This is a genomic window from Mesorhizobium sp. B2-4-19, assembly GCF_006441315.1.
Classification (GTDB): domain Bacteria; phylum Pseudomonadota; class Alphaproteobacteria; order Rhizobiales; family Rhizobiaceae; genus Mesorhizobium.
In genome coordinates this window covers 71,388-96,184 of record NZ_VFUV01000001.1, presented here as the reverse complement: position 1 = coordinate 96,184, position 24,797 = coordinate 71,388, and the positions used below count along the sequence as shown (strand labels likewise).

The window sequence follows — 24,797 nt, the reverse complement described above, 5'->3', positions numbered from 1 at the left end:
GTAAAGAATCAAACGTGATTCGCCTTGTCCAGTGGTCCGGCGAAAAAAGATTAAAAATCGACTAAAATAATGCGCTTCTGGAGGTGCGGCGGCTGTGCCTTCTTCCACACGGGAGAAGGTAAGGCGCGTTTAGGCCAGCGTACGCTCGACAATATCGCGCAGGTCCGCCGACAGGTTTTCGGCATTGGCGATCGAAAGCAGCGCTTCCCTGGCCTTGGCCTGCCGGCCCGGTTCGAGCGAACGCCACGACCGCAGTGCCGTCGCCAGCCTTGCCGCCACTTGCGGATTGCGCCTCTCGACCTCGAGCACCGTTTGCGCGAAGAACCGGTAGCCTTCGCCGTCGGCGCGGTGGAAGCCGGTCTGGTTGGCGCTGGAGAATGTGCCGATCAGCGAACGCACCCGGTTCGGATTGGCCATCGAGAAGGCCGGATGGGCGGTTAGCGCGCGGACCGTTTCCACCGCCTGCGGCCCTGGCACGCTGGCCTGGATCTGGAACCATTTGTCCATGACCAGCGGGTCGGACGCATAGGTTTTTTCGAAAGCCGCCAGCGCCTTGTTTGCCTCCGGCGAGGCATGGTGGCGATGCGCGAGCACGGCAAGGGCGGCCGCGCGGTCGGTCATGTTGGTCGCGGACTGAAAATGCCTGGCCGCCAAAGCCGCTCCGCCTGGCAGCAGCGAGAGATAGTCCAGCAAAATGTTGCGCAGGGCGCGTCGTCCCGCGCTCGCCGCATCGGGACTGAAGGCCGCCTTGTCGGCGAGCCTGTGGTAGAGGCTGGAAAATGCCTCGGCATTGGCCGTGGCGATCGCCAGCGCAAGGGCCTGCCGGGCTGCATGAATGGCATCCGGGTCGATGTTCTTGCCGATGTCGCGGGCGATATCGGCATCGCCCGGCAGTGCCAGCGCAAGCGCCCGGTAAGCAGGTTCCAGCGTCTCATCGCCGGCGATGCTGCCGGCGAGGTCGGTCAGTCGTGTCGCGAAGACCGGCTGCCTGCCGCCAAGGAACTCGCGGAAGGCAGCGATCAGCGCATCGGTCAGCAGCGAGTTGAAGGCTTGCCAGCGCGAGAAGGCATCGCTGTCATGGCGGGCAAGGAAGAACTGGTCGTCGGCCTTCTGCTCGACCGACAGTGTCACCGGCGCCGAAAAGCCGCGGTTGAGCGACACCGCCGGCCGCTCAATCACACCCGAAAAGCGCACCATATGGCGGCGCTTGCGCAGATGGATGACGCCATCCTCGACGTTGGCGCCCTCGACGCCGCTATAAGCGACAGGCTTGCCGCCGGCGCCGATCAGCCCGAAGGCGAGCGGAATATGCATCAGCCGCTTGCGGCTTTCGGAGGGCGTCGGCGGCACCGACTGCTCGATTTCGAGCGTGAATTCCTGCGCCGCCTGATTGTGCGTCGAACTGACCGTCAGATTGGGCGTGCCCGCCTGATGATACCAGAGCGCGAACTGCGAAAGGTCGCGGCCCGAGGCATCCTCGAACACTTTGATGAAATCCTCGATGGTCGCCGCTTCGCCGTCATGCCGTTCGAAATACAGGTCCATGCCGGCGCGGAAGGCATCTGCCCCCAGGATGGTGCGGATCATGCGCACCACTTCGGAGCCCTTTTCGTAGACCGTCGCCGTGTAGAAATTGTTGATCTCGCGGTAGCGGCGCGGCCGCACCGGATGCGCCAGCGGACCCTGGTCCTCGGGAAACTGGTGGGCGCGCAGCGTGCGCACCTCGGCAATGCGCTTGACCGCGCGCGAGCGCTGGTCGGCGGAGAATTCATGGTCGCGGAACACAGTCAGGCCTTCCTTCAGGCAAAGCTGGAACCAGTCGCGGCAAGTGATTCTGTTGCCTGTCCAATTGTGGAAATACTCATGCGCGATGATCGCCTCGATATTGGCGAAATCGGCGTCCGTCGCCGTCTCCTCGTCGGCCAGAACATATTTGTCGTTGAAGATGTTGAGGCCCTTGTTCTCCATCGCGCCCATGTTGAAGTCGGACACGGCGACGATGTTGAAGACGTCGAGGTCGTATTCGCGGCCAAACGCCTCCTCGTCCCATCGCATCGACCGCCTCAGCGCGTCCATGGCGTAGCCGGCCAGCTTCTCCTTGCCGCGCTCGACATAGATGCCGAGTTCGACCTTGCGGCCGGACATTGTGGCGAAACTGTCGGCGACCTGGCCGAGATTGCCGGCCACCAGCGCGAACAGGTAGGATGGCTTGGGGAAGGGGTCATGCCAGACGGCATAGTGCCAGCCGTCCCCGATATCGCCCTTGTCTCCCGGATTGCCGTTGGACAGGAGCAGCGGCGCCTCATCGCGCAGCGCCTCGATCCGCACGGTGTAGACGGACAGGATGTCGGGACGATCGAGGAAATAGGTGATGCGGCGAAAGCCCTCGGCCTCGCATTGCGTGCAATAGACATTGTTCGAGCGATAGAGACCCATCAGGGCCTCGTTGCCCGCCGGCGCCAGTTCGGTCTCGATCAGCAGTTGGAAGCGGCGCGCGGGCGGCTTGAGAATGGTGAGCTGGTCAGGCGTCGCCAGCAGGTCCGCCGGTTTTGCCTTCTTGCCGTCGATCTCGACGCGCTTGAGCGTCAGCCCGTCGCCGTCGAGCACCAATGGCGCCGCCGCGGCTACGCCGTCGCGGCGTTCGACAGTCAGTGTCGCGGTGACGATCGTGGCCTCGGGCGAAAGGCGGAAGGTGAGGTTGGTCTGCGGAATGAGATAATCGTTGGGGCGATAGTCTTCGAGCTTGAAGACCTGGCCGGTGTCCGTGCGCATTCCGTTGTTTTTCCTGTCGATTGCGTTGGACGCGGAGTTCCCGCTGGTCCAAGAAATTTGAAGTCCGCGCTCTTTACACGAAATGGTCCCTCGACAAAACTCGGCCGATGCCTATTTCAGGCATTCGTTCTCCACATCCCCGCGAGGCAGCCATGACCGTCGTCACACCGAAATTCGGCATGGGCGCTTCCGTGCTGCGGCGCGAGGATACCGCCTTCATCCAGGGCCAGGGCCGCTACACCGACGATATCAAGCCAGACGGCGTCCTGCACGGCTATGTCCTGCGCTCGCCGATCGCCAAGGCGAGCTTCACCATCGGCTCGACCGAGGCGGCGAAGGCGGCACCTGGCGTCCATCTGGTGCTAACCGGCAAGGATCTCACCCATCTGCGCGATCTCAAGTCCGGCGTCATGCAGGCACAGCCGGACGGCACCAAAGCGCCGACGCGCGACATTCCGATCCTGTGCCGGGACCGCGTCAACTATGTCGGCGATGCGGTTGCCTTTGTCGTCGCCGCAAGCCGTGCCTTGGCGCAGGATGCCGCCGAACTGATCGAGGTCGATTATGACGGCGAGGACGCTGCCTCCGGCACCGCGACGGCGCTTGCCGAGGGCACGCCGCTGGTCTGGCCGGAACTCGGCTCCAACCGCGCCTTCACCTATCATGTCGGCGACAAGAAGAAGACGGACGCGGCTTTCGCTGGGGCCGCTCACGTCACGCGCATCGAATTCGTCAACAATCGGCTGGTCTGCAACTACATGGAGCCGCGCTCGGCGATCGGCGAATGGAATGTCGGGGAAAACCGCTTCGTGCTGACCACTGGGTCGCAGGGCGTGCATTCCATGCAGTACATCCTGGCCAGCGTGTTCAAGATCAAGAAGGACCAACTGCGCGTCATCACGCCCGATGTCGGCGGCGGTTTCGGGCCGAAAAGCTTCGTCTACCGCGAATATCCGCTGGTGCTCGAGGCGGCGAAGCGGCTCGGCCGTCCGGTGAAATGGGCCGGCGACCGCACGGAACATTTCCTCACCGACGCCCAAGGCCGCGACAATGCGGTGACGGCCGAGATGGCGCTCGGCAAGGATGGCCGCTTCCTCGGCATGCGGGTCGATCTGCTTGCCAATATCGGCGCCTATGTCTCGCAATATGGCCCTTTCATCCCCTATATCGGCGTCACCATGTCGACCGGCGTCTATGATATCAGGGCGCTCGATGTCTCGGTGACCGGCCTCTACACCAACACCTGCCCGGTCGACGCCTATCGCGGCGCCGGCCGACCCGAGGCTGCGTTCCTGTTGGAAAAACTGGTCGATGCCTGCGCGCATGATCTCGGCCTGCCTGTCGAAGAGATCCGCCGCCGCAATTTCATCCGGCCCGAGCAGTTTCCCTATCGCACGCAGACAGGCCGGCTCTACGACAATGGCGAATTCGAAGGGCATATGGACCGCGCCATCGAACGGTCGCAGTGGAAGACGTTTCCGCAGCGGCTGGAACAGTCCAAAGCCAGCGGCAAGATCCGCGGCATCGGCATGGCGACCTATATCGAGGCCTGCGCCTTTCCAGGCTCCGAACCGGCCTTTGTCGAGCTCAATGGCGACGGCACGGTGACGCTGAAGATCGGCACCCAGACCAACGGCCAGGGGCATGCCACCGCCTATGCGCAGTTCCTGGCGGAAAAACTCAATTTCGACATCGACAAGATCCATGTCCGCCAGGGCGACACCGACGAATTGAAGGCGGGTGGCGGCACCGGCGGCTCGCGCTCCATTCCGCTGGGAGGTGTATCAGCTTCCCGAGCGGGCGAGGATTTGGCCAACAAGATCAAGCGCATCGCCGCCGACGAGCTTGAGGCCTCGGCCGGCGATATCGAATTGTCCGATGGCGTTGCGCGCATCGTCGGCACCGACCGGAGCATCGATTTCTCGAGCATCGCCAAGGCTGCGAAGACGCCGGATGACCTTAAGGGTTTCGGCGAGTTCGTGCAGGACGAGTGCACCTATCCGAACGGCACCCACATCTGCGAGGTCGAGATCGATCCCGACACCGGCGCGACCGAGATCGTCCGCTACACCATCGTCGACGATTTCGGCGTCACCGTTAATCCGATCCTGCTCGCCGGCCAGGTCCATGGCGGCGTCGTGCAAGGCATCGGCCAGGCGTTGACCGAGAACACCATCCATGGCGAGGATGGGCAGCTCTTGACGGCGAGCTTCATGGACTACGCCATGCCGCGCGCCGACAATTTCCCGTTCTTCCATTTCGAGACCCGCAACGTGCCTTCGACCACCAATGCGCTGGGCATCAAGGGCGCGGGCGAGGCCGGCACGATCGGCTCGACACCGGCGGCGCTCAATGCCGTCACCGATGCGCTGTGGCGCGCCTATGGCATCAGGCATATCGAGATGCCGACGACGCCGGCGCGCATCTGGGCCGCGATCAGGGGCGCATCGCCGACGTGACATCAGGGGCGGAACCAGGAACGACGGGAGGCCACGGCACACTGCGGGGCATCGCGCTGAAGATCGTGTCCGTCGCGGTCTTTGTCGGCATGCAAACCTGCATCAAGGCGGCCGGCGACGTGCCGGCCGGGCAGATCGTCTTCTTCCGCTCCTTCTTCGCCATCTTCCCGATCATCGCCTTCCTGGCGGTGAAGGGACAGCTGCCGACGGCATTCGTCACCAAACGCCCCCTCAACCACATCGCGCGCGGCGTCGTCGGCGTTGGCGCCATGGGGCTGGGCTTCTTCGCGCTCACCAGGCTGCCGTTGCCGGAGGCGATCACCCTGAACTATGCGCAGCCGCTGCTGGTCGTGGTGTTCTCCTCGGTCTTCCTTGGCGAGTCGATCCGCGTCTATCGCTGGAGCGCGGTCGCCGTTGGCCTTGTCGGCGTGCTCATCATTTCCTGGCCGGAGCTGACGCTGCTCAACTCGGATGAAGGGCTCGACGACCAGGAGGTCCTGGGCGTCATGGCCGCGCTGGTGGCCGCGGCGATCTCGGCGGTCGCCATGCTGCTCGTGCGCAATCTCGTGCAGACGGAGAAGACGGCGACCATCGTCCTGTGGTTCTCGTCGACCGCCAGCGTGCTCTCGCTGCTGACACTGCCTTTCGGCTGGCAAGCTCTGACGCCGGCGCAAGCGGCGCTGCTCGTCATGGCCGGCTTCTGCGGCGGCCTCGGCCAGATCCTGATGACCTCGGCCTATCGCCATGCCGAGGCCTCGGTGGTGGCGCCGTTCGAATACACCTCGATGATCCTCGGCGTTGTCGTCGGCTATTTCATTTTCGGCGACGTGACCTCGCTCAACACGCTGATTGGCGGTGCGATCGTGGTGGCCGCCGGCATCTTCATCATCTGGCGCGAGCGGCAACTGGGCCTGGAGCGCGCGCGAACGCGCAAGGCGGCGCTGCCGCAGGGGTGATCAGGACCGTTCCGACCGCTCCTTCGCCAGCCGCACCAGTACCGCACGGGTCTGCTCGTCGGCCGGGAAGAAGGACTCGATCGCCAGTTCCGATAAGGTCACGTCGAGCGGCGTGCCGAAAACGGTGATAGTGCTGATGAACGACAGCACCTGATCGCCATGCGCGAGGCGCAGCGGATGCACGATGGCATTCGGCTCGACGGGCGTTGGCCTGCTGCCTTTCAGCCCGGACGGATAGGCGCGCAACTCGTGCTCCAGTTTGACCAGCACCGGATCGCCGCTGGCATCGTTCTGGTGCTTGAGACGCTCGAGCAGGTGCGTGCGCCATTCCGCGAGATTGACGATGCGCGGCGCGATGCCGCCGGGATGCAGGGAAAGGCGAAGCACGTTGACCGGTGGCGCCAGCAGCGAAGCCTCGGCGACATCGGCGAGGAAAGGAGCAATCGCGGCATTCGCCGAAACCAGGTTCCAGTGCCGGTCCACGGCCAGCGCCGGGAAGGGCTCATGCCCCTTGAGCACGATCTCGACCGCCGCCATCGCTGGCGCCAGCGTTGTGTCGCTGAGCGGCCGTTCGCTGAAGCTCGGTGCGAAGCCAGCAGCGAGCAGCAGGCGGTTGCGCTGCCTTAGCGGGATCGAAAGTTGCTCTGCAAGATGCAGCACCATGTCGCGCGAGGGCGCGGCGCGCCCGCTCTCGACAAAACTCAGATGCCGCTGGGAGATTTCGGCCTCCATGGCGAGGTCGAGCTGGCTCATGCGGCGGCGCGTGCGCCATTCGCGGATCAGACTGCCGGCGGAGGTTTGGGCTGATGTCATGACAGGATGGTTAGGCCGACAGGGGCGGCATTTCAATTACCTGCGAGGTTATGGCGATCTACGAGAGTGCCCGCAGCTTGACCTTCACCTCGAGAAAATCCCGCCATGCCAGCTTCTTGTGCGCCGGCGTGCGCAGGAGATAGGCCGGATGCAGCGTCGGCATGGCCGGGATGGCGATGCCGGAGGCCGTGGTGTGGACGCGCCAGTTGCCGCGCAGCCGCAAAATGCCTTCCGAGGTGTCGAGCAAGGTCTTGGCCGACGGGCCGCCGAGGTTGACCAGCACCTTGGGATTGACCAGTTCGATCTGCCGCTCGATGAACGGCCGGCAGATCTCGGTCTCGTGCGGCGTCGGCGTGCGGTTGCCCGGCGGCCGCCACGGGATGACGTTGGCAATGTAGACCGAACTGCGGTCGAGCCCGATTGCGGCCAGCATGCGATCGAGCAGCCGGCCCGAGCGGCCGACGAAGGGCAGCCCCTCGATGTCCTCGTCGCGGCCCGGCGCTTCGCCCACCAGCATCACCGCGGCGTCCGGGTTTCCGTCGGCGAAGACCATGTTCTTGGCGGTCGCCTTGAGATTGCAGCCGTCGAAGGCAGCCATGTGCTGGCGCAACTCGTCCAGGGTCGTTGCCGTCGTCGCCAACTGGCGCGCAAGCGCCGCCTGGGCTTCGTCTGGCACCGCGGCGACCGATGAACGCCCCGGGGGCGCATCCGGCACCTTGCTTGCATCCAGTCCGGGCGGTGCCGCTGGCCGCTCCGGTGCCTTCTCCTCGCGAGGTGGCGCCACCGGCGCCGGCGCGCGCTCGACAGGTCTCGGCGCCGCCTCGGCGAAGCGATTTACCGGGGCGTCTTCCAGCGCCTCGTCGACGCCGGCGCTGGCATAGAAGGCCAGGATGTCGGCAATATCGGTCGGGCTGTTGGGGGACGCGGCAGTCATGGGGCGCACATTCTTCCGCATGACTGCAATTTGCAAGACCGGCCGCTTGCCCTATCCGGTCGGGATGCGCGGATCCTGCACCAGATAGAACGTCCATCGCGGCGTGTAATCGGTCATCAGGAACTCGAAGCTGACGGTCTTCAGCGGGTCGACCTTGCCGTTCTTGAACAGCAGACGGTCGTAAGGCTCGAATTCCCGGTCGAAATCGGCGAAATTGCTCGACCAGATATTCTCCGGCGTCTTGTTGCGTTGGTCGAAGGAAAGCCCGTCTCCAAACACGCTCGGCTGATCCAATATCTCCTGAAGTTCGAACTGGAATTCGATCCAGGCCTGGCCGCTGTTGTTGAGCACGTTGATGCGCATATACATGATGCCATTGGCGAATTCGCCCGCCTTGCCGAATGTCTGGATCGGCTTTGTCGTGCGGATGGTCAGCGTCACCGGAGTTGCCGAATTCAGCTCTTCGGTGATGACCAGCGGATCGTCCTTGGTTCCGATGCCGGAAGCTCCGGTGATGTGGAAGCCGCCGAGCTCGTCGGAGAAGGAATAGGCGCCTGTCGCCCAGACTTTCACCTCGTTCGCGGCGGCGTGACCCGGTGCCGCCACCAGAAGGGCCAGAAGAATCGCCCGGCGGACCCGGCCGGGCGGGAAAAGAAAGCGCGTCGAAGAAAAGCCCGCTGGCCCAAGAATGCGCATGGCGGGAAGTATGGCCGATAAGCAAGCCGCCGAACAATTAAAAAAACGCAGGCGTGGCCGGTCTCACCGGGCGCAAATGGCTGCCCTGCCGCAAGATACGCGACTTTTTGGCCAAATCCGCATTGTCACGTCTGCGCCGGTTTCCTGTCGCCAATTGATGCGCTATGCAGCGCAAGAGCCAGCAAGATACGCAACAGCGGCAAGCCAATGCGGAGGGGTTGATGAGCGATATCGAACGCGAAAGCATGGAATTCGACGTGGTCATCGTCGGTGCCGGTCCGGCCGGCCTTGCCGCGGCCATCCGCCTCAAGCAGGTCAATCCCGAGCTTTCCGTCGTCGTGCTGGAAAAGGGCGGCGAGGTCGGCGCCCATATCCTCTCCGGCGCCGTCGTCGATCCGATCGGCATCGACCGGCTGCTGCCCGGTTGGCGCGAGGAAGAAGGTCACCCGTTCAAGACGCCGGTCACTGCGGATCATTTCCTGGTGCTCGGCCCTGCCGGCTCGTTCCGCCTGCCCAACATTTTGATGCCGCCGCTGATGAACAATCACGGCAACTACATCGTCTCGCTCGGCAATGTCTGCCGCTGGCTGGCTGGCAAGGCCGAGGCGCTCGGCGTCGAGATCTATCCGGGCTTTGCCGCTGCCGGCCTGCTTTACAATGAGGAGGGCGCCGTCACCGGCGTCGTCACCGGCGACATGGGCGTCGAGAAGGACGGCACGCATGGCCTGGGCTTCGCGCCGGGCATGGCGCTGATGGGCAAGTATGTGCTGATCGGCGAAGGCGCGCGCGGCTCGCTCGCCAAGCAGCTGATCGCCAAGTACAAGCTTTCCGACGGTCGCGAGCCCGGCAAATACGGCATCGGTCTCAAGGAACTCTGGCAGGTCAAGCCGGAGAACCATCGGCCGGGCCTAGTCCAGCATTCCTTCGGCTGGCCGCTCGACATGAAGACCGGCGGCGGCTCCTTCCTCTACCATCTCGAGGACAACCAGGTGGCGGTCGGCTTCGTCCTCCACCTCAACTACAAGAACCCCTATCTGTCGCCGTTCGAGGAATTCCAGCGTTTCAAGACCCATCCGGCGATCGCGGGCACGTTCGAGGGCGCCAAACGTATCGGCTATGGCGCGCGCGCCATCACCGAGGGCGGCTGGCAGTCGGTGCCGAAACTGTCCTTCCCGGGCGGCGCGCTGATGGGTTGCGCTGCCGGTTTCGTCAACGTCCCGCGCATCAAGGGCTCCCACAATGCAGTGCTGTCGGGCATGCTGGCGGCCGATCATGTCGCCGAGGCGATCGGCGCCGGCCGTGCCAATGACGAGCTCACTTCCTACGAGCAAGCCTGGCGCGCGACCGATATCGGCAAGGATTTGAAGAAGGTTCGCAATGTCAAGCCACTGTGGTCGCGCTTCGGCACTATCGTCGGAGTCGGTCTTGGCGGCCTCGACATGTGGCTGAACACGCTGTTCGGCATCTCGCCCTTCGGCACGTTGAAGCACGGCAAGGCCGACTATGCCACGCTCGAGCCCGCCGCCCTGCACAAGAAGATCGCCTATCCGAAGCCCGACGGCGTGCTGACCTTCGACCGCCTGTCCTCGGTGTTCCTGTCCAACACCAATCACGAAGAGAACGAGCCGGTCCATCTGCTGGTCGGCGATATGGAACTGCAGAAGCGGTCCGAGCACGATGTCTTCGCCGGGCCTTCGACACGCTATTGCCCGGCCGGCGTCTATGAATGGGTCGACAAGGACGGCAACGCCGCCGCCGATCCGGCGGCGAAGGACGTCCGCTTCGTCATCAACGCGCAGAACTGCGTCCACTGCAAGACTTGCGATATCAAGGATCCGAACCAGAATATCGACTGGGTGCCGCCGCAAGGCGGCGAGGGTCCGGTCTACCAGGGCATGTGACGTCGCGCGGCCGGCGGTTTCGGCCTCGGCGGCAGAAAATGCGGGTGGGGCCGGCTGCGAGGGCATGCAGGCCAGCAGAACCGTTGAAACGGCCGCCGGTCTATGGTTGGTTCCCTTCTCCGGGATAGGGAGAAGGCCGATGCGCCGCATAGTTCTGACATGCCTCGTCGCCATCGGGGCGCTGTGTGCGCCTCAGGCCTCGGCCGGCACCAGGGCGGTCGTCCAGACGCGGACCTACGACGTCACGGGAGGCTCGGGCGCCGCCCTCGTTGACGCCATGGACAGACAGGGCCCCCGGCACGGCTTCATGACGCATGCCATCGCCACAACCTCCTATACCGTCGACTGGGATCTCGACCCCGGCCAGGGCAACGGCTTCTGTCTGATGCGAGGGGTCAACGGCACGCTGAATCTTTCCTACACCTTCCCGCGCCTTGCTTCACCCGCGACGCCGGCCCTGAGGAGCCGCTGGAACAGGTTTTTCGCAGGTGTTCGCGCCCATGAGGAAACACATGGGCGCATCGCCAGGGAGATGATGCGCGCTACGGAAAGGTCGATAACCGGCCTGCGGGTCGCCAACGACCCGTCCTGCTACAAGACGCGCCGCGAAGCGCGGCTGCGCATCAAGGCGATCTATGCCGAATATGAGGCTAAACAAAACGCTTTCGATCGGCGCGAACACCGCAATGGCGGCCATGTCGAGCATCTGATCGCTGCCTTGACCGGAAAACCTTGAACCAAGGCAATTCCAGGAAAAGTGTAAAACGGTCTTCCCGGGAAAGCGCCGCAGCGCTTTCCCTTGGGAATTGCGTTAGGACAAGGACTAAACCCCTCGCAATCGCGGGACCTCGCCGCCAGCCCCGCTCGATTGGCGCGTCAGCTTTGCGGCTTCACCGACAAGTCGCTCGCCGCGAGCGCGGTGGCGTGGTCATTCTCAGGCTGCTTGTCGTCTGGCCTTAGCGTGAACTCGACAAGCACCGGCAGATGGTCGGAGCCGGTGTCCTCCAGCCGCTTCGAAGACAGGATCGTCAACCCGCCCTTGCTGAACACCTGGTCGATCGGCAGGCCCGCATAGCGGCGCAGGGCGTCGGGCAGTGTCCGGTGGATCCAGGTCGGCCCGGCCGAAGGCATAACTGTCAGCCCGCCGAAAGCCGCGACCCGCCGCACCGCCGCACTCCACGGCACGGCGTTGCAATCGCCGGCCATGATCGCGGTCTCGCCCAACCCGGCCAATGTCTGCACCAGTTCGCCGATCTGCCAGTATTGCTCCTTCGGCCACGGCCAGCTCAAATGGATCGCGGCGACATCGACGTCGATCCCGCCGAAGTCGATGGTGGCGGTTGCCATCGCGCCGCGCGGCTCGCAGCGCGGTGTCGTGCCGGCCACGAACGGCCGGCGCGACAGCAACGCCACCCCGAACATGCCGTTCGGGTAGGGGCACAGGATACGGTAGGGATACGCGCTTGCGATGTAGCCAAGCTCGGTCGTCCACATCTCCGACACCTCATCGAGGGTGATTACGTCCGGGTTGGTGCGGCCGATCAGGGAGAGCACTTTCTTCGGCGTCGGGTTGTTGAAGCGCAAATTCATCTGCAGCAGGCTGTAGACAGCCTGATCGGCGGGCTTGGCAACCGCCGGCTGCGGCCAGAGCCTCGGCAGGGCGCTTGCCGTCGTGGCCAGGCAGGCGATGGCAAACAGCAGCCCCGCTGCCGCTTGCAGCCGAAACGAGCTGGCAAGCAGCGGCAGTGCCAGAAGCGCCATGAGCACGCTGAAGTGAATGCGGAAATGCGAGAAGGAATCGAGAGCCGGATGCAGCGTGCCGAAGAATCCGGCCAACAGCGCGGCCGATAGCGCCGTCATCGCCAGGAATGCCAACCCAGCCATCATTTTCAAGCGCGCGCCTGTCATCATCGAGGTCGTGTCTGCCGGATGCCGCCTGACGATCCGTTCCATCTGCTTATCGGCCAGATTGCCGCCCGGGCAAGACGACGAAATGCCTCGCCCAGGCGCTGCGGCCGCCTATTGGAACGCTGTCTCCGAAAAGCTCCGGAGCTTGCGCGAATGCAGCCGCTCCATCGGCATCTCGGCCAGTTTCTCCATCGCCCTGATGCCGATGGTAAGGTGCTGCGCCACCTGGCGCTTGTAGAACTCGGTCGCCATGCCAGGCAGCTTCAACTCGCCATGCAGTGGTTTGTCGGAAACGCACAGCAGCGTGCCATAGGGGACGCGAAAGCGGAAGCCATTGGCGGCGATCGTCGCCGATTCCATGTCGAGCGCGATAGCGCGCGACTGCGACAGGCGCTGCACCGGTCCACGCTGGTCGCGCAGTTCCCAGTTGCGGTTGTCGATGGTGGCGACCGTGCCGGTGCGCATGATGCGCTTCAGATCATAGCCGGACAGGCCGGTGACTTCGGCGACCGCTTCCTGCAGGGCAACCTGGATTTCCGCCAGCGGCGGGATCGGCACCCAGACCGGAAGGTCGTCGTCCAGCACGTGATCTTCGCGCACATAGGCATGCGCCAGCACATAATCGCCGAGCGCCTGGGTGTTGCGCAGCCCGGCGCAATGGCCAAGCATCACCCAGGCGTGCGGCCTCAGCACGGCGATATGATCGGTGATCGTCTTGGCATTGGAAGGGCCGACGCCGATGTTGACCATTGTGATGCCGCCATGGTTTGGCTTTTTCAGGTGATAGGCCGGCATCTGCGGCAGGCGCTGCGGTCCAACGCCTTCGCTGGGCGCGTTCTGTCCGGCCTTGGTCACGACATTGCCCGGCTCGACGAATTCCGCGTAACCGCCGCCGCCCTTCTCCATCAGGTCGCGGGCGCGGGCGACGAACTCGTCGATGTAGAACTGGTAGTTGGTGAACAGCACGAAGTTCTGGAAATGCTGCGGGCTGGTGGCCGTATAATGGGTCATGCGGTGCAGCGAATAGTCGATGCGCTGCGCCGTGAACGGCGCCAGCGGCCTTGGTTCGCCGAAGGCCACTTCGAACGTGCCGTTGGCGATCTGGTCGTCGGTGCCGTCGAGATCCGGCACGTCGAACAGGTCGCGGATCGGCCGCTCGATGCGTTCCGCGGCGGCACCGTCGACGTAAGTTCCCTCCAGGAAGGCGAAATGCAGCGGAATGGGCGTGGTCGATTCCGAAACCGTGACCGAGACACCGTGGTTGCGCATGATCAGGCGCAGCTGTTCGACCAGGTAGCTCTCGAACAGGTGCGGCTGCGTGATCGTGGTGGCGAAATGGCCGGGTGTCGGCATATGGCCGTAGGCTTGGCGCGAGTCGACCTGGGTGAACGAACTCGTGGTGACGCCGATCTCGGGATAGAAGGCGCGGTAGCGCTTGCTGCTGTCGCCGCCGGCGGCCGCCAGGGCCGCGAAGGCGTCACGCAGGAACTTGGTGTTGCGGTCGTAAAGCAGCTGCAGTGCGGCAACGGCTTTTTCGGCGCTGTCGAAGCTTTGCCGGCCAAAAGGCTCCGGCATAACGACAGATTCGATGGCTTGGGGGTAGATTCGCTTTTCCATGGCTCAATATAGAGACTTGGACGAGCGGTTGGGAGGGGTGTCGCTGCCGAAGGTGCTCAAAGCGCGATTTTTCTTTATCCCCGCTGCAGGCTGACCAACAGAACGAAACCCACACCGGACTTCCTCAGGGCCGGCGCCTCGATCGTCGAGCCGGTATTGGTACGCATCATCGGCACCGCCAGGACCGGCGCGGCCAGGAGCACCAGGATAAGCGCCGCCCGCGGCAGGAGCCGAAGGGTCTTGAGAGTGTTGGCGGCGATGCGGGTCATGATGTCTGAGCTTTTCTTCTCGAGGTCCGGGTTTGTTTCAGTGGCGAAGGTTGGTCGGGCAGGCGAGGCGGCATAGTCTGGTGGCTTCGTCCCAGGAGCGGGGAGAACGGCCTGCTTCGGCGACGAGGATGGCGAAGAACATTCCAAACAGGCTCATCAGCAGGCAGACGATTGTGAAGCGGCGAGCAAGCATTGGGTCGTGTCTCCTTCAACGCGCTGGAGAATGCCCCAACGCCTCTGAACCGGCTCTGATGCCGGTGTTCATCTGCGGTTCAAATTGATTGACGGGATCGGGACGGTTCGTCGCCGGCGTGCGCGGCTACCGGCAGCGGGGAAGAGCCCCAGGGCTTGACGTGCCGGTGAAACGAAAACGGGGCCCGTCGGGCCCCGTCAGGATGTCACAAGGATAGGCTGATCAGAGCTTGTGCCAGGTCTGGCTCTTGCAGATCAGTCCGCCAAGCACGCAGCCGCTCATCTTGAGCGCGGTGCCCGACAATGTCGCCTTGCCCGAATAGGTCTTGTCGTTTGCAGGATCGGTGATGCTGCCGGCATATTTGTTGTCGCCTGCCGCCTTGAGCGAGCCGATCGTCTTGCCGGCATATTTGCCCGATTTGAGCGTGATGGAAAACGAGTCGCTGCCTGAAATGGCCGCGGTATCGCCGGCTTGCGTTTTCCAACTGCCCTCGATCGGATCGGCCCATGCCGCACCCGCCATGATCAATGTGGCTGCAAGAGCCAGGCTCACTTTTCGAAACATGTCTTGCTCCCTTTGGATAGCCGGCCGGATTCTCCGCCTCGCCGGTCTGCCGCTTACGCAAACGTAAGCTAATCCAGCTCCCGGCAAAACAAAAGCGGTGCCGCAGCGGAAGATCTTGGCATTTCAAAGCCCCCTGAATTGGCGCCGTCGGCGAGGAAATGAAAACGACCGGCGCGTCCTGTTTGTTTCCCGTGGTTAGCGGAGTGTTGATCGACGCTCAGAAAATTTTCGTCGAATTTGACGAAAATCGGCTGAATTGCTGGCTTCGTATCCTTAACGAATTTCACCGTTTACCTATTGTTTTAGCTTTGTTTTCCTCAAATTAAGCACGCCATTTAACGGCGGATTCAAGCCTCGTCGGCATTCTCGAAAGCATCGAAAGAGCGGCCCGGACAAGACGAACGGAGGCAGCTCTCGGGAGCCAGACAGGGGACTAAAATGGCACGTTTTGAAATGCTTGAAGCAGGTTTCGGCGCCATGGGGGCAACTGCCCAGGCCGACATTCTTTTCGAACTGGGCATGATGTATGCGACCGGTCGCGATTGCGAAACCGACGTCGTTGCCGCCCACAAATGGTTCAACATCGCCGCCATCAAGGGCTCGGCCCGCGCCGCGGAACTGCGCTCGGAACTGTCGGCCGCCATGTCGAAGGTCGAGATCGCCAAGGCGCTGCGCGAAGCCCGCGAATGGATGACCATGCACTAGATTTCCGGCAGACGGGGACGCTCCGGCCAAGACCGCTCCAAGACGGTCGGGCCAAAACAGGGACAAGGCTGCGCAGACAGCCAGGCCACAGGCCATCAATAACAAGAATGCGGCAGGCAGGACCGGCCAAGCCGTGCGACGGACCATGATCCCGAAAAAGAATCCAGGTTTCGGATCATGGCAGGGACGACGGGGAAGGCTACGTTGGGTTTCGCGGCGCGGGGGCGCTGGGGAAACAGCCCGATAGGCAAAAAGCCACGACCAGCCGGAACAAGGCTGGCGTGGCTTTTTGCGTGGATGAGGGCTTGCAGGCCCAATCGAGTGGCGCCAATGCGCCTAGACAGGCCCAATGAAGGATGAAATTGTCCCGCCTCTCTGGAAGAAGCGCGGCCGGGGCGGCCGCGCGTGAGTGGAGGAGTTCTATTGCCATGAAAAAAATGAGTATTTTGAGCGCGGCCATTTTCGGCCTGATGATGAGCGCGCCGGTGGCATTCGCCGACGACATCACCGTTTCGGTGGTCGGCCCGATGACCGGACAGCTCGCCACCATCGGCGACCAGTTCAAGCAGGGCGCACAGGCCGCCGCCGACGCCATCAACGCCGCGGGCGGCGTCAACGGCTCGATGATCAAGCTCGACATCGAGGACGACCAGTGCGATCCCAAGCAGGCCGTGTCGGTCGCCAACCGCATCGTCGCCAACGGCGTCAAGTTCATCGACGGCCATGCCTGCTCGGGCTCGAGCATTCCCGCTTCGGCCGTCTATGCCGAGGCCGGCGCGCTGATGATGAGCCCGGCTTCCTCGAACCCGGTGCTGACCGACGCGGCCGCCAAGGCCGGCTGGCCGACCATCATGCGCCTCTATACGCGTGACGATGCACAGGGCGCCTTCATCGGTCCGTGGATCGCCAAGAAATATGCCGGCAAGAACGTCGTCATCCTGCACGACAAGAGCGCTTACGGTCAGGGCGTGGCTGATGCCGTCAGGGCGACCATGAATACTGGCGGCCTCAAGGAAGTCTACTATGACGCCATCAATCCCGGCGAAAAGGACTATTCGGCGCTCGTCACCAAGCTGAAGGATCTCAAGGCCGACGTCGTCTATTTCGGCGGCTACCATCCTGAAGCCGGCCTGATCCTGCGTCAGTCGGCCGAACAGAACCTGAAGTTCCAGCTGATCATGCCGGACTCCATCGCCTCGCCGGAATTCTGGCAGGTTGCCGGCCCGGCTGGCGAAGGCACCATGTTCGTCTTCCCGTCGGACCCGCAGGCTAAGCCGGAAGCCAAAGCCGCTGTCGAGAAGATCAAGGCCGGCGGCTTCGTGCCGGAAGGCTTCACGCTGTTCTCCTACGCCGTGGTCCAGGCTTTCGCCGAAGGCATCAAGCGTGCCGGCAGCGACGATCCGGGCAAGGTTGCCGAAGCGTTGAAGAACGGCACGCCGATCAGCACCGTTGTCGGCGACGTCACCTTCGACGAGAAGGGCGACCTCAAGAACGCCAGCTACGACATCAACCAGTGGCATGACGGCAAGTACGCGCCGATCGCGCAGTAATCTCGGGTAATAACGTAATCCAAGGAAATGGCCGGGGTTTCACCCCGGCCATTTTGTTTGCCGTTCGCGAAGCGTTCCGCTCATCAGCCCGCGGCAGCGGTCTGGGCGCTCTGTTCCTCTAAGAACCGCACCAGCACAGTCCCGTCGGTGACCTGCGCGCCTTCCGTGGCGATCTCGGCAACCACCCCGTCATGCGGGGCGGCGATGGTGTGCTCCATCTTCATCGCCTCGAGGATAAGCAACGGTTGCCCCTTGATTACCGCGTCGCCCTTCGCCACGCGCACCAGCTTGACCAGCCCGGGCATCGGCGCGCGCAGGCTGCCGGAAGCGGCAGCCGCGTCATCGCTCCGTGCCAACGGGTCCGGCACCGCGAATGTGTAGCCGACGGCGCCTTCGAACACCGTGATGTGGCCAGGCCAGCGGGCGAGGCGGGGAACGGCGCGAAGATCATGCGAATTGGTGCTGTCATAGGGCGCATCGAGCGCCACCTGGAAGCGTCCGTCCGGCCGCACCGAAACCTTTGCCAGTATATCGGTCTCGCCGAACTTCAGCCGCGTGCGCCGCGCCACGCCGTGGAAATGCGCGTAGCCGGAAAGCGACGACCATGGGTCGTTCGATGGCGGCAAGGCTGCTGCGCCGGAGGCGGCAAGGGCTGCCGCCGAGATGATTTCGCCGGTCGGCGGCGCGACCCCGGTCAGTGCCGCCTGATGTCTGCCGATCAGGCCGGTGTCGACATCACCAGCACAAAAGTCGGGATCGGCGGCAAGGGCGGCAAGGAATCCGGTGTTGAGGGTGGAACCGGCGATTTCGGTCTGCGACAGCGCCGTGCCGAGCGCTTCCAGCGCTGCTTGCCTGTCCTTTGCATGAACCACCAGCTTGGCGATCATCGGATCGTAATAGGGGGAGATGGCATCGCCGGCCCGCACCCCGGTCTCGACGCGCATCGTGGCGCCCTCACAGGCCGCCTCAGGGAACTTCAGATGATGCAGCGTGCCCGTTGCGGGCAGGAACCCCTTTGCCGCATCCTCGGCATAGATGCGCGCCTCCAGGGCATGGCCGGTCAGCGCGATCTCACTCTGCGTCTTCGGCAGCCTTTCGCCGCTGGCAACCCGCAACTGCCACTCGACCAGATCGGTGCCGGTGACCATTTCGGTGACGGGATGCTCGACCTGCAGCCGGGTGTTCATCTCCATGAACCAGAAGCGGTCGGCCTTGAGGCCTTGCGAGGCATCGACGATGAATTCGATGGTGCCGGCGCCTGAGTAGCCGATCGCTTTGGCGGCTTTCACGGCGGCTTCCGTCATCGCCTTGCGCAGCGCCGGCGTCATGCCGGGGGCAGGGGCTTCCTCGATCACCTTCTGGTGGCGGCGTTGCGCCGAGCAATCGCGTTCGTAGAGATGCACCGCGTTGCCGAAATTGTCGCCGAACACCTGCACTTCTATGTGCCGTGGCTTGTCGACATATTTTTCGACAAGCACGCGGTCGTCGCCGAAAGCAGCCTTTGCCTCGCGCCGGGCACTGGACAGCGCCTCGGAGAAATCATCGGGATGCTCGACGCGCCGCATGCCCTTGCCGCCGCCGCCGGCGCGCGCCTTGATCAGCACGGGATAGCCGATCTCGCGTGCCTTGGAGGCAAGCAGCACGATCTCCTGCGCTTCGCCATGATAGCCTGGAACGACGGGAACGCCGGCTTTCTCCATCAGCCGCTTGGCGGCATCCTTCAGCCCCATGGCGCGGATCGAGGCCGCCGATGGGCCGATGAAGGTAAGCCCCGCCGCCGCCACCTGGTCGACGAAATCAGGGTTTTCCGACAGGAAGCCGTAGCCGGGATGGATGGCCTGCGCCCCCGTCGAAAGCGCAGCCGCGACAATCCGGTCGCCGCGCAAGTAACTCTCACCGACCGGCGAGGGGCCGATGTGAACGGCCTCGTCGGCCATCTCGACATGCAGGGATTTCGCGTCGGCGTCCGAATAGACGGCGACGGTGTGCACACCCATCTTGCGGGCCGTTCGGATGACACGGCAGGCGATCTCGCCCCGATTGGCGATCAGGATTTTGCTGAACATGGAGCCTCCGTAGCCAGACCTTGCTGAAAGCGACGCAGGCGTTCCTTCGCGCCCCCACTGGGTCGCAAACCTATATGGATGGGCTTTCCGTTTGCCGGATGCTGCCTTGCAGTTCGGCACTTGATGTAGAGCGCCCCCTTACCAAGGGAGTGCTCTGCGAGCGAAGCGCATGCGCCTATTTCGATGCCGAGATCGCGCAGCCGCCACTTGCGGTCTTGAGCTTCCAACGCGTCAATCCAGCCTGGCAGTTGCGCAGCGCCATCTCTTCCGCGGCCTTCTGGGACGGTGCGTTGAGCTTCGTCCCGCAGATGATGTAGAGGTCGACGACGCGCGAATAAAAGGTCGTGGCGTAGGCCGAATGACCGCTCGCCGCGACGTAGCCTTTGTAGGCAACGTTGCATTCGCCCGAGCCCAGGGTCGGCGGAAAACGCACGTCTCCCTTGCTTCCTGCGAGTGATCCGGCCTGGCCGGCGCCAGCTGTGGTGAATATTAGTATGGATGCAAGTATCGAGGCAGCCATCCCCCGGCAATATTTCAGTTCCATTCCAACCCTGTCCCCATTGCATTGCGCGGGACAAGCAGTAGCGAATATTTTTCCTCACCGCTAGTTCGTTGTCGGGGGTCCGACTTTGCATGTGCTGATGAATCGATTGGTCCATACAGTTCAACCCTTTCGGAGCGCAGCAACGGTTCGCCGGTATAGTTCCGCCGTAGGCTCGTCGAAGCAGCAGAAGATGACGGTTTCGGGCATGGGGTTCTCTTCGATGATCATGCTGACCGTGCCGACAGCGATCTCGGTCGCCTCAACCCGGGGGTAGCGGTAAACACCGGTCGAGATCGCGGGAAACGCCACCGAACGGCAATTATTGGCGGTCGCGAGTTCCAGCGACCTGCGATAGCAAGAGGCCAGCAGTTCGGCTTCGCCCTTGCCGCCGCCCTGCCAGACCGGCCCGACCGTGTGGATGACATGTCGAGCCGGCAGCTTGTAACCCTTGGTGATCTTGGCCTCGCCGACCCTGCATCCGTTCAGCATCCGGCATTCGAACTCGAGCTCACGACCCGCCGCGCGGTGGATGGCGCCATCGACTCCACCGCCGCCGAGAAGCGAGGTGTTGGCGGCGTTGACGATGGCGTCGACATCCAGCTTCGTGATGTCGCCGGTGTGGATGCGGATCCTGTCCAGCGCCTTGCCCATCTCACATCCTGAACACGCCGAAGCGCGTGTCCTCGATCTCGGCGTTGAGCGACGCGGAAAGGCTGAGCGCCAGCACCTCGCGCGTCTTCGCCGGATCGATGATGCCGTCGTCCCAGAGGCGGGCGGACGAGTAGAGCGGATGGCCCTCATGCTCGTATTTCATCAGGATAGGCTTCTTGAATTTCGCCTCCTCCTCGGCGCTCCATTCACCGCCCTTGCGCTCGATGCCTTCGCGCTTGACCATGGCAAGCACGGTTGCCGCCTGTTCGCCGCCCATCACTGAGATGCGCGCATTCGGCCACATCCACAGGAAGCGCGGGGAATAGGCGCGGCCGCACATGCCGTAATTGCCGGCGCCGAACGAACCGCCGATGATGACGGTCACCTTCGGCACCCTGGCGGTGGCAACCGCCATCACCAGCTTGGCGCCATCCTTGGCAATGCCGCCGGCCTCGTATTTCCGGCCGACCATGAAGCCGGTGATGTTCTGCAGAAAGACCAGCGGGATCCCGCGCTGGCAGCACAGCTCGATGAAATGCGCGCCCTTCAGCGCGCTTTCGGAAAACAGCACGCCATTGTTGGCGATGATGCCGACCGGCACGCCGTGGAGATGGGCAAAACCGGTGATCAGCGTCGTGCCGTAATTCTGCTTGAACTCGTCGAACTCGGAACCGTCGACGAGGCGCGCGATCACCTCGCGCACGTCATAGGGCTGGCGCAAATCGGTCGGCACGACGCCGTAGAGTTCATCCGGCGGATGAAGCGGCGGAATCGATCTCTGTAAGTTTAGGCTTACGGTCTTGTTCCGGTTCAGGTTTTTGACGATGCGCCGGCAGATGGCGAGCGCATGTTCGTCGTCAATCGCATAGTGGTCGGCAACGCCGGAAAGCCGCGTATGCACATCCGCGCCCCCCAGATCCTCGGCGCTGACGTCCTCGCCGGTGGCCGCCTTCACCAGCGGCGGGCCGCCGAGAAAAATGGTCGCCTGGTTGCGCACCATGATCGTCTCGTCCGACATCGCCGGTACATAGGCGCCGCCGGCCGTGCAGGACCCCATGACGCAGGCGATCTGCGGGATGCCGGCAGCCGACATATTGGCTTGGTTGTAGAAGATGCGGCCGAAATGATCGCGGTCGGGAAACACCTCGTCTTGGTTGGGCAGATTGGCGCCGCCGCTGTCGACCAGATAGATGCAGGGCAGATTGTTCTGCAGCGCGATTTCCTGCGCGCGCAGATGCTTTTTCACCGTCAATGGGTAGTAGGTACCGCCCTTCACCGTGGCATCGTTGACGACGACCATCACCTCGGTGCCCTCGACCCGGCCGACGCCGGCGATCATGCCGGCCGAGGAAATCTCCTCGCCATACATCGACCACGCCGCGAACTGGCCGATCTCGAGGAAGGGCGAACCAGTGTCGAGCAATTGAGCCAGGCGTTCGCGCGGGAGCAGCTTGCCACGCGAAATATGGCGCTCGCGCGCCTCCTCCGAGCCGCCGCGCTCGACGGTCGCGGCCTTTTCGGCGATGTCGGCGACCAGCGCGCGCATGCGATCGGCATTGGCGCGGAAGGTATCGGAGGAGGGGGATATCTGAGTCTGTAGGATGGCCATGCTCACGTCCCCTCCGCCATGATCTCGCGGCCGATGAGCCAGCGCCGGATTTCGCTGGTGCCGGCGCCGATCTCGTAAAGCTTGGCGTCGCGCAGCAGCCGGCCGGTCGGATAATCGTTGATGTAGCCGTTGCCGCCCAGCAGTTGGATGGCGTCCAACGCCATCTGCGTCGCCTTTTCGGCGGCGAACAAAACACAGCCGGCGGCGTCCTTGCGGGTGGTCTGGCCGCGGTCGCAGGCTGCCGCGACGGCATAGACGTAGGCGCGCGCGGCGTTCATCACCGTGTACATGTCGGCAAGCTTGCCTTGCACCAGCTGAAACTCGCCGATCGGCTGGCCGAACTGCTTGCGTTCGTGCACATAGGGGATCACCACGTCGAGGCAGGCTGCCATCAGGCCGATCGGGCCGCCGGCAAGCACCGTGCGCTCATAGTCGAGGCCCGACATCAGCACCTCGACGCCGCGTCCTTCCTCATGCAGCACATTGTCGAACGGCACCTCGACATTTTCAAACACCAGTTCGCCGGTGCTGGAGCCGCGCATGCCGAGCTTGTCGAGTTTCTGCGCCACCGAAAACCCTGCAAAAGCCTTTTCGACGATGAAGGCGGTGATGCCGCGCGATTGCCGCTCCGGGTCGGTCTTGGCATAGACGACCAGCGTATCGGCGTCCGGGCCGTTGGTGATCCACATCTTGGTGCCGTTGAGCACATAGCGGTCATTGCGCTTTTCGGCGCGCAGCTTGAGCGAGACGACGTCGGAGCCGGCGCCGGATTCAGACATCGCCAGCGCGCCGACACGCTCGCCCGAGCACAGCGATGGCAGGAACTTTTCCTTCTGCGCCGGCGTCGCCCAGCGGTTGATCTGGTTGACGCAGAGGTTGGAGTGGGCGCCGTAGGAAAGGCCGACCGAAGCCGACGCGCGGGAAATTTCCTCCACCGCAATCACATGGGCGAGATAACCCATGCCGCTACCGCCGAAATCGGGATCGGCGGTGATGCCAAGCAGGCCGAGCGCGCCGAGCTCGCGCCACAGATGCGCCGGAAATTCGTTCTGGCGATCGATATCGCCAGCGATCGGGGCGATCCTGTCCTGGGCGAAGCGGCGCACCAAGTCGCGCAGCGCCTCGATGTCCTCATCATGCCCGAAGCTGAGCGTGTTGGTGTACATGGAGTTCCTCCCGCCGCATGACCCGAAGATCGACTTCGATTTTCGGAAAGATCATGCGCAAAATTCAAGTGCTACAGCGTCGTCTGCACGTCCGAGGGACGTGCGGCGCTGTAGGTATCCATCCTCGCGCCAACCAGGCGCATTGTCATTGAAAGATATGTCGCCGTCACTTCAGGGACCGACAGCCGCTCGCCCGGGCGAAACCAGACGATAACGCCGGTCATCATCTGGATCAGCGCTATGGCCGTCAGGCCGGTGTCATCGATGCTGAAGTCGCCGGCCTCGGCGCCTTCGCGCAGGATGCTGCGCAGTTCCTTTTCGTAGGCTGTGCGCATGCGCAGGATCTGTGTCAGCCTGTCGGGCGACAGGCTGCGCAGTTCCATGTTCGACACATGCGTGGCATGCCGGCGCTCGATGTGGAAAGCGATGTGGTTGCGCACATAGGCCGCAAGCTGCTCCGCCGGATCTGCATCGGTTGGCCTCGCGTCTTCCCAGGCCTGGCGAAGCCCCTCCATGTGCTCGCGCATCAGCGTGAACAGCAGGTCTTCCTTGGTCGGAAAATAGCGATAGAGCGCGGCCGCCTGCACCCCGACCTCGGCCGCCAGCTGCCGCATCGACATCGCCTCGTAGCCATGGCGTGCGATCAGGTTGACAGCCGCTTCGCGGACTGCCGCCTCGGTTCGCTCGCCGTCGGATCCCGTGGTGCGCGCCATGATCGCCCCATTAAGTTTGCAATAATAAAACGAACGTTCAATTAATTCAAGGGCGTCATACTGTTTCAGGTGATGCGCATGCGCCTACGCGACGATCTTGAAATCCCCAGGCGCGGTCCAGGTCTCGATCTCCTCGATATCGACCCGCGAGACTGAAGCGCCCGCCGGTCCCTGCCAAAGCCGTTCGATCATGGACGAAACCGCCGTTTCGGCGCCGGCGAGCCATGCCGTTACCGAGCCGTCTCTTTCGTTGCGCACCCAGCCCACCAGCCCAAGCCCTGCCGCTTCGCCTTTCGCCCAGATCCTGTATCCGACGCCTTGCACCCTGCCATGTACGCGGGCCTGCACGGCCCTTTTCCGATCGTTCATCGTGCGCTCCTTGCATAGAGTCTGGCGCAGGATCGAGCGAAGGCAACTGGCTTGAAGGGAACTGACTAAGTCAACTTTTTCGCAATGATCCACCGATGTATTACCGCCACCCCTGGCGATAAGGCAGGCTTTCTGGCACGGGCGTTTCAAATCGATTTCGGACCAGCAGCGTCCGACATTGCCAGGGAACTCCAACTGGATCCGTCACGAGAATCCTTAGAAAATTCTCTGCCGCGGGCTTGACCGAAATGCGCACCGGCCCCTGGGCTCTGCGGTCGCGTCCTCTCGCTCACCGTTCGCGGCCAGGCCGCGCTTGCCACACTCCAGGCAGCCACGGTCTCA

23 protein-coding genes are annotated in these 24,797 nt (G+C 63.4%); 6 read left to right on the top strand and 17 right to left on the bottom strand.

Annotated elements, in window-relative coordinates; all coding sequences use genetic code 11:
- Positions 1-129 precede the first annotated feature (129 nt).
- Positions 130-2,772 (bottom strand): aminopeptidase N, encoded by a 2,643-nt coding sequence (gene pepN, locus FJ546_RS00475; protein WP_140887248.1) that lies wholly within the window; start codon positions 2,770-2,772, stop codon positions 130-132.
- 152 nt (positions 2,773-2,924) lie between these two features.
- On the opposite strand from pepN, the gene FJ546_RS00470 reads away from it, so the two are divergent.
- Both FJ546_RS00470 and FJ546_RS00465 read left to right on the top strand, forming a co-directional pair.
- Positions 2,925-5,231 (top strand): xanthine dehydrogenase family protein molybdopterin-binding subunit, encoded by a 2,307-nt coding sequence (locus tag FJ546_RS00470; protein ID WP_140887247.1) that lies wholly within the window; start codon positions 2,925-2,927, stop codon positions 5,229-5,231.
- Entirely contained in the window at positions 5,228-6,187 is a 960-nt protein-coding gene (locus FJ546_RS00465) for a DMT family transporter (protein WP_140887245.1), read from the top strand. Before FJ546_RS00470 ends, FJ546_RS00465 begins: the two co-directional genes overlap by 4 nt.
- Here the strand turns inward: FJ546_RS00465 and FJ546_RS00460 are convergent, their stop codons facing one another.
- From FJ546_RS00460 to FJ546_RS00450, 3 genes are read right to left on the bottom strand one after another with little or no spacing between them, the layout of a single operon-like run.
- Entirely contained in the window at positions 6,188-7,000 is an 813-nt protein-coding gene (locus FJ546_RS00460; protein WP_140887244.1) for a helix-turn-helix transcriptional regulator, read from the bottom strand. It abuts the gene before it with no gap.
- Positions 7,001-7,058: 58 nt separating this feature from the next.
- Positions 7,059-7,934, bottom strand: coding sequence for a uracil-DNA glycosylase (locus FJ546_RS00455; protein WP_181167762.1), 876 nt, complete (start codon positions 7,932-7,934; stop codon positions 7,059-7,061).
- Between the two features lie 51 nt (positions 7,935-7,985).
- Positions 7,986-8,630 carry a hypothetical protein gene (locus tag FJ546_RS00450; RefSeq protein WP_140887242.1) on the bottom strand — a complete coding sequence of 215 codons (645 nt, stop codon included), beginning with the start codon at positions 8,628-8,630 and terminating at the stop codon, positions 7,986-7,988.
- 221 nt (positions 8,631-8,851) lie between these two features.
- Here FJ546_RS00450 and FJ546_RS00445 point away from each other — a divergent pair, with 221 nt between their 5' ends.
- Positions 8,852-10,531, top strand: a complete 1,680-nt coding sequence (locus FJ546_RS00445) for an electron transfer flavoprotein-ubiquinone oxidoreductase (protein WP_140887240.1) — start codon at positions 8,852-8,854, stop codon at positions 10,529-10,531.
- Positions 10,532-10,670: 139 nt separating this feature from the next.
- A complete protein-coding gene (locus FJ546_RS00440) occupies positions 10,671-11,267 on the top strand; it encodes a DUF922 domain-containing protein (protein WP_140887239.1) in 597 nt (198 codons plus the stop codon).
- A gap of 140 nt (positions 11,268-11,407) precedes the next feature.
- Here the strand turns inward: FJ546_RS00440 and FJ546_RS00435 are convergent, their stop codons facing one another.
- The 6 genes from FJ546_RS00435 to FJ546_RS00415 all read right to left on the bottom strand — a co-directional run bounded on the left by FJ546_RS00435 (position 11,408) and on the right by FJ546_RS00415 (position 15,369).
- The gene (locus FJ546_RS00435; RefSeq protein WP_246686704.1) at positions 11,408-12,484 is read right to left on the bottom strand and encodes an endonuclease/exonuclease/phosphatase family protein; all 1,077 of its coding nucleotides are present in this window, start codon (positions 12,482-12,484) and stop codon (positions 11,408-11,410) included.
- Between the two features lie 66 nt (positions 12,485-12,550).
- Entirely contained in the window at positions 12,551-14,014 is a 1,464-nt protein-coding gene (locus FJ546_RS00430) for an AMP nucleosidase (protein WP_245318004.1), read from the bottom strand.
- Between the two features lie 116 nt (positions 14,015-14,130).
- Positions 14,131-14,325 carry a hypothetical protein gene (locus tag FJ546_RS00425; RefSeq protein WP_140887237.1) on the bottom strand — a complete coding sequence of 65 codons (195 nt, stop codon included), beginning with the start codon at positions 14,323-14,325 and terminating at the stop codon, positions 14,131-14,133.
- 37 nt (positions 14,326-14,362) lie between these two features.
- Positions 14,363-14,518 (bottom strand): hypothetical protein, encoded by a 156-nt coding sequence (locus FJ546_RS31055; protein WP_167514750.1) that lies wholly within the window; start codon positions 14,516-14,518, stop codon positions 14,363-14,365.
- 222 nt (positions 14,519-14,740) lie between these two features.
- Positions 14,741-15,082, bottom strand: coding sequence for a DUF2147 domain-containing protein (locus tag FJ546_RS00420; protein WP_140887235.1), 342 nt, complete (start codon positions 15,080-15,082; stop codon positions 14,741-14,743).
- A gap of 68 nt (positions 15,083-15,150) precedes the next feature.
- Positions 15,151-15,369: a hypothetical protein gene (locus FJ546_RS00415; RefSeq protein ID WP_140887233.1), complete on the bottom strand. Its 219-nt coding sequence runs from the start codon at positions 15,367-15,369 to the stop codon at positions 15,151-15,153.
- 151 nt (positions 15,370-15,520) lie between these two features.
- Here FJ546_RS00415 and FJ546_RS00410 point away from each other — a divergent pair, with 151 nt between their 5' ends.
- Together FJ546_RS00410 and FJ546_RS00405 are read left to right on the top strand one after the other, a co-directional pair.
- Entirely contained in the window at positions 15,521-15,787 is a 267-nt protein-coding gene (locus FJ546_RS00410; RefSeq protein WP_010915070.1) for a sel1 repeat family protein, read from the top strand.
- A gap of 428 nt (positions 15,788-16,215) precedes the next feature.
- Positions 16,216-17,337 (top strand): branched-chain amino acid ABC transporter substrate-binding protein, encoded by a 1,122-nt coding sequence (locus tag FJ546_RS00405; protein WP_140887231.1) that lies wholly within the window; start codon positions 16,216-16,218, stop codon positions 17,335-17,337.
- A gap of 83 nt (positions 17,338-17,420) precedes the next feature.
- Here the strand turns inward: FJ546_RS00405 and FJ546_RS00400 are convergent, their stop codons facing one another.
- The 7 genes from FJ546_RS00400 to FJ546_RS00370 all read right to left on the bottom strand — a co-directional run bounded on the left by FJ546_RS00400 (position 17,421) and on the right by FJ546_RS00370 (position 24,455).
- On the bottom strand, positions 17,421-19,403 hold the full coding sequence (locus tag FJ546_RS00400) for an acetyl/propionyl/methylcrotonyl-CoA carboxylase subunit alpha (protein WP_140887230.1): 1,983 nt from the start codon (positions 19,401-19,403) through the stop codon (positions 17,421-17,423).
- 175 nt (positions 19,404-19,578) lie between these two features.
- Positions 19,579-19,947: a hypothetical protein gene (locus tag FJ546_RS00395; RefSeq protein WP_140887228.1), complete on the bottom strand. Its 369-nt coding sequence runs from the start codon at positions 19,945-19,947 to the stop codon at positions 19,579-19,581.
- A 120-nt stretch (positions 19,948-20,067) separates the two neighbouring features.
- A complete protein-coding gene (locus tag FJ546_RS00390; protein WP_140887227.1) occupies positions 20,068-20,598 on the bottom strand; it encodes an O-acetyl-ADP-ribose deacetylase in 531 nt (176 codons plus the stop codon).
- Between the two features lies 1 nt (position 20,599).
- A complete protein-coding gene (locus FJ546_RS00385; RefSeq protein ID WP_140887225.1) occupies positions 20,600-22,207 on the bottom strand; it encodes a carboxyl transferase domain-containing protein in 1,608 nt (535 codons plus the stop codon).
- A gap of 2 nt (positions 22,208-22,209) precedes the next feature.
- Positions 22,210-23,373 carry an isovaleryl-CoA dehydrogenase gene (locus FJ546_RS00380; protein WP_140887224.1) on the bottom strand — a complete coding sequence of 388 codons (1,164 nt, stop codon included), beginning with the start codon at positions 23,371-23,373 and terminating at the stop codon, positions 22,210-22,212.
- A 71-nt stretch (positions 23,374-23,444) separates the two neighbouring features.
- Positions 23,445-24,086 carry a TetR/AcrR family transcriptional regulator gene (locus FJ546_RS00375; protein ID WP_140887222.1) on the bottom strand — a complete coding sequence of 214 codons (642 nt, stop codon included), beginning with the start codon at positions 24,084-24,086 and terminating at the stop codon, positions 23,445-23,447.
- A gap of 84 nt (positions 24,087-24,170) precedes the next feature.
- Positions 24,171-24,455 carry an acylphosphatase gene (locus FJ546_RS00370; protein ID WP_140887220.1) on the bottom strand — a complete coding sequence of 95 codons (285 nt, stop codon included), beginning with the start codon at positions 24,453-24,455 and terminating at the stop codon, positions 24,171-24,173.
- Between the last annotated feature and the right edge of the window lie 342 nt (positions 24,456-24,797).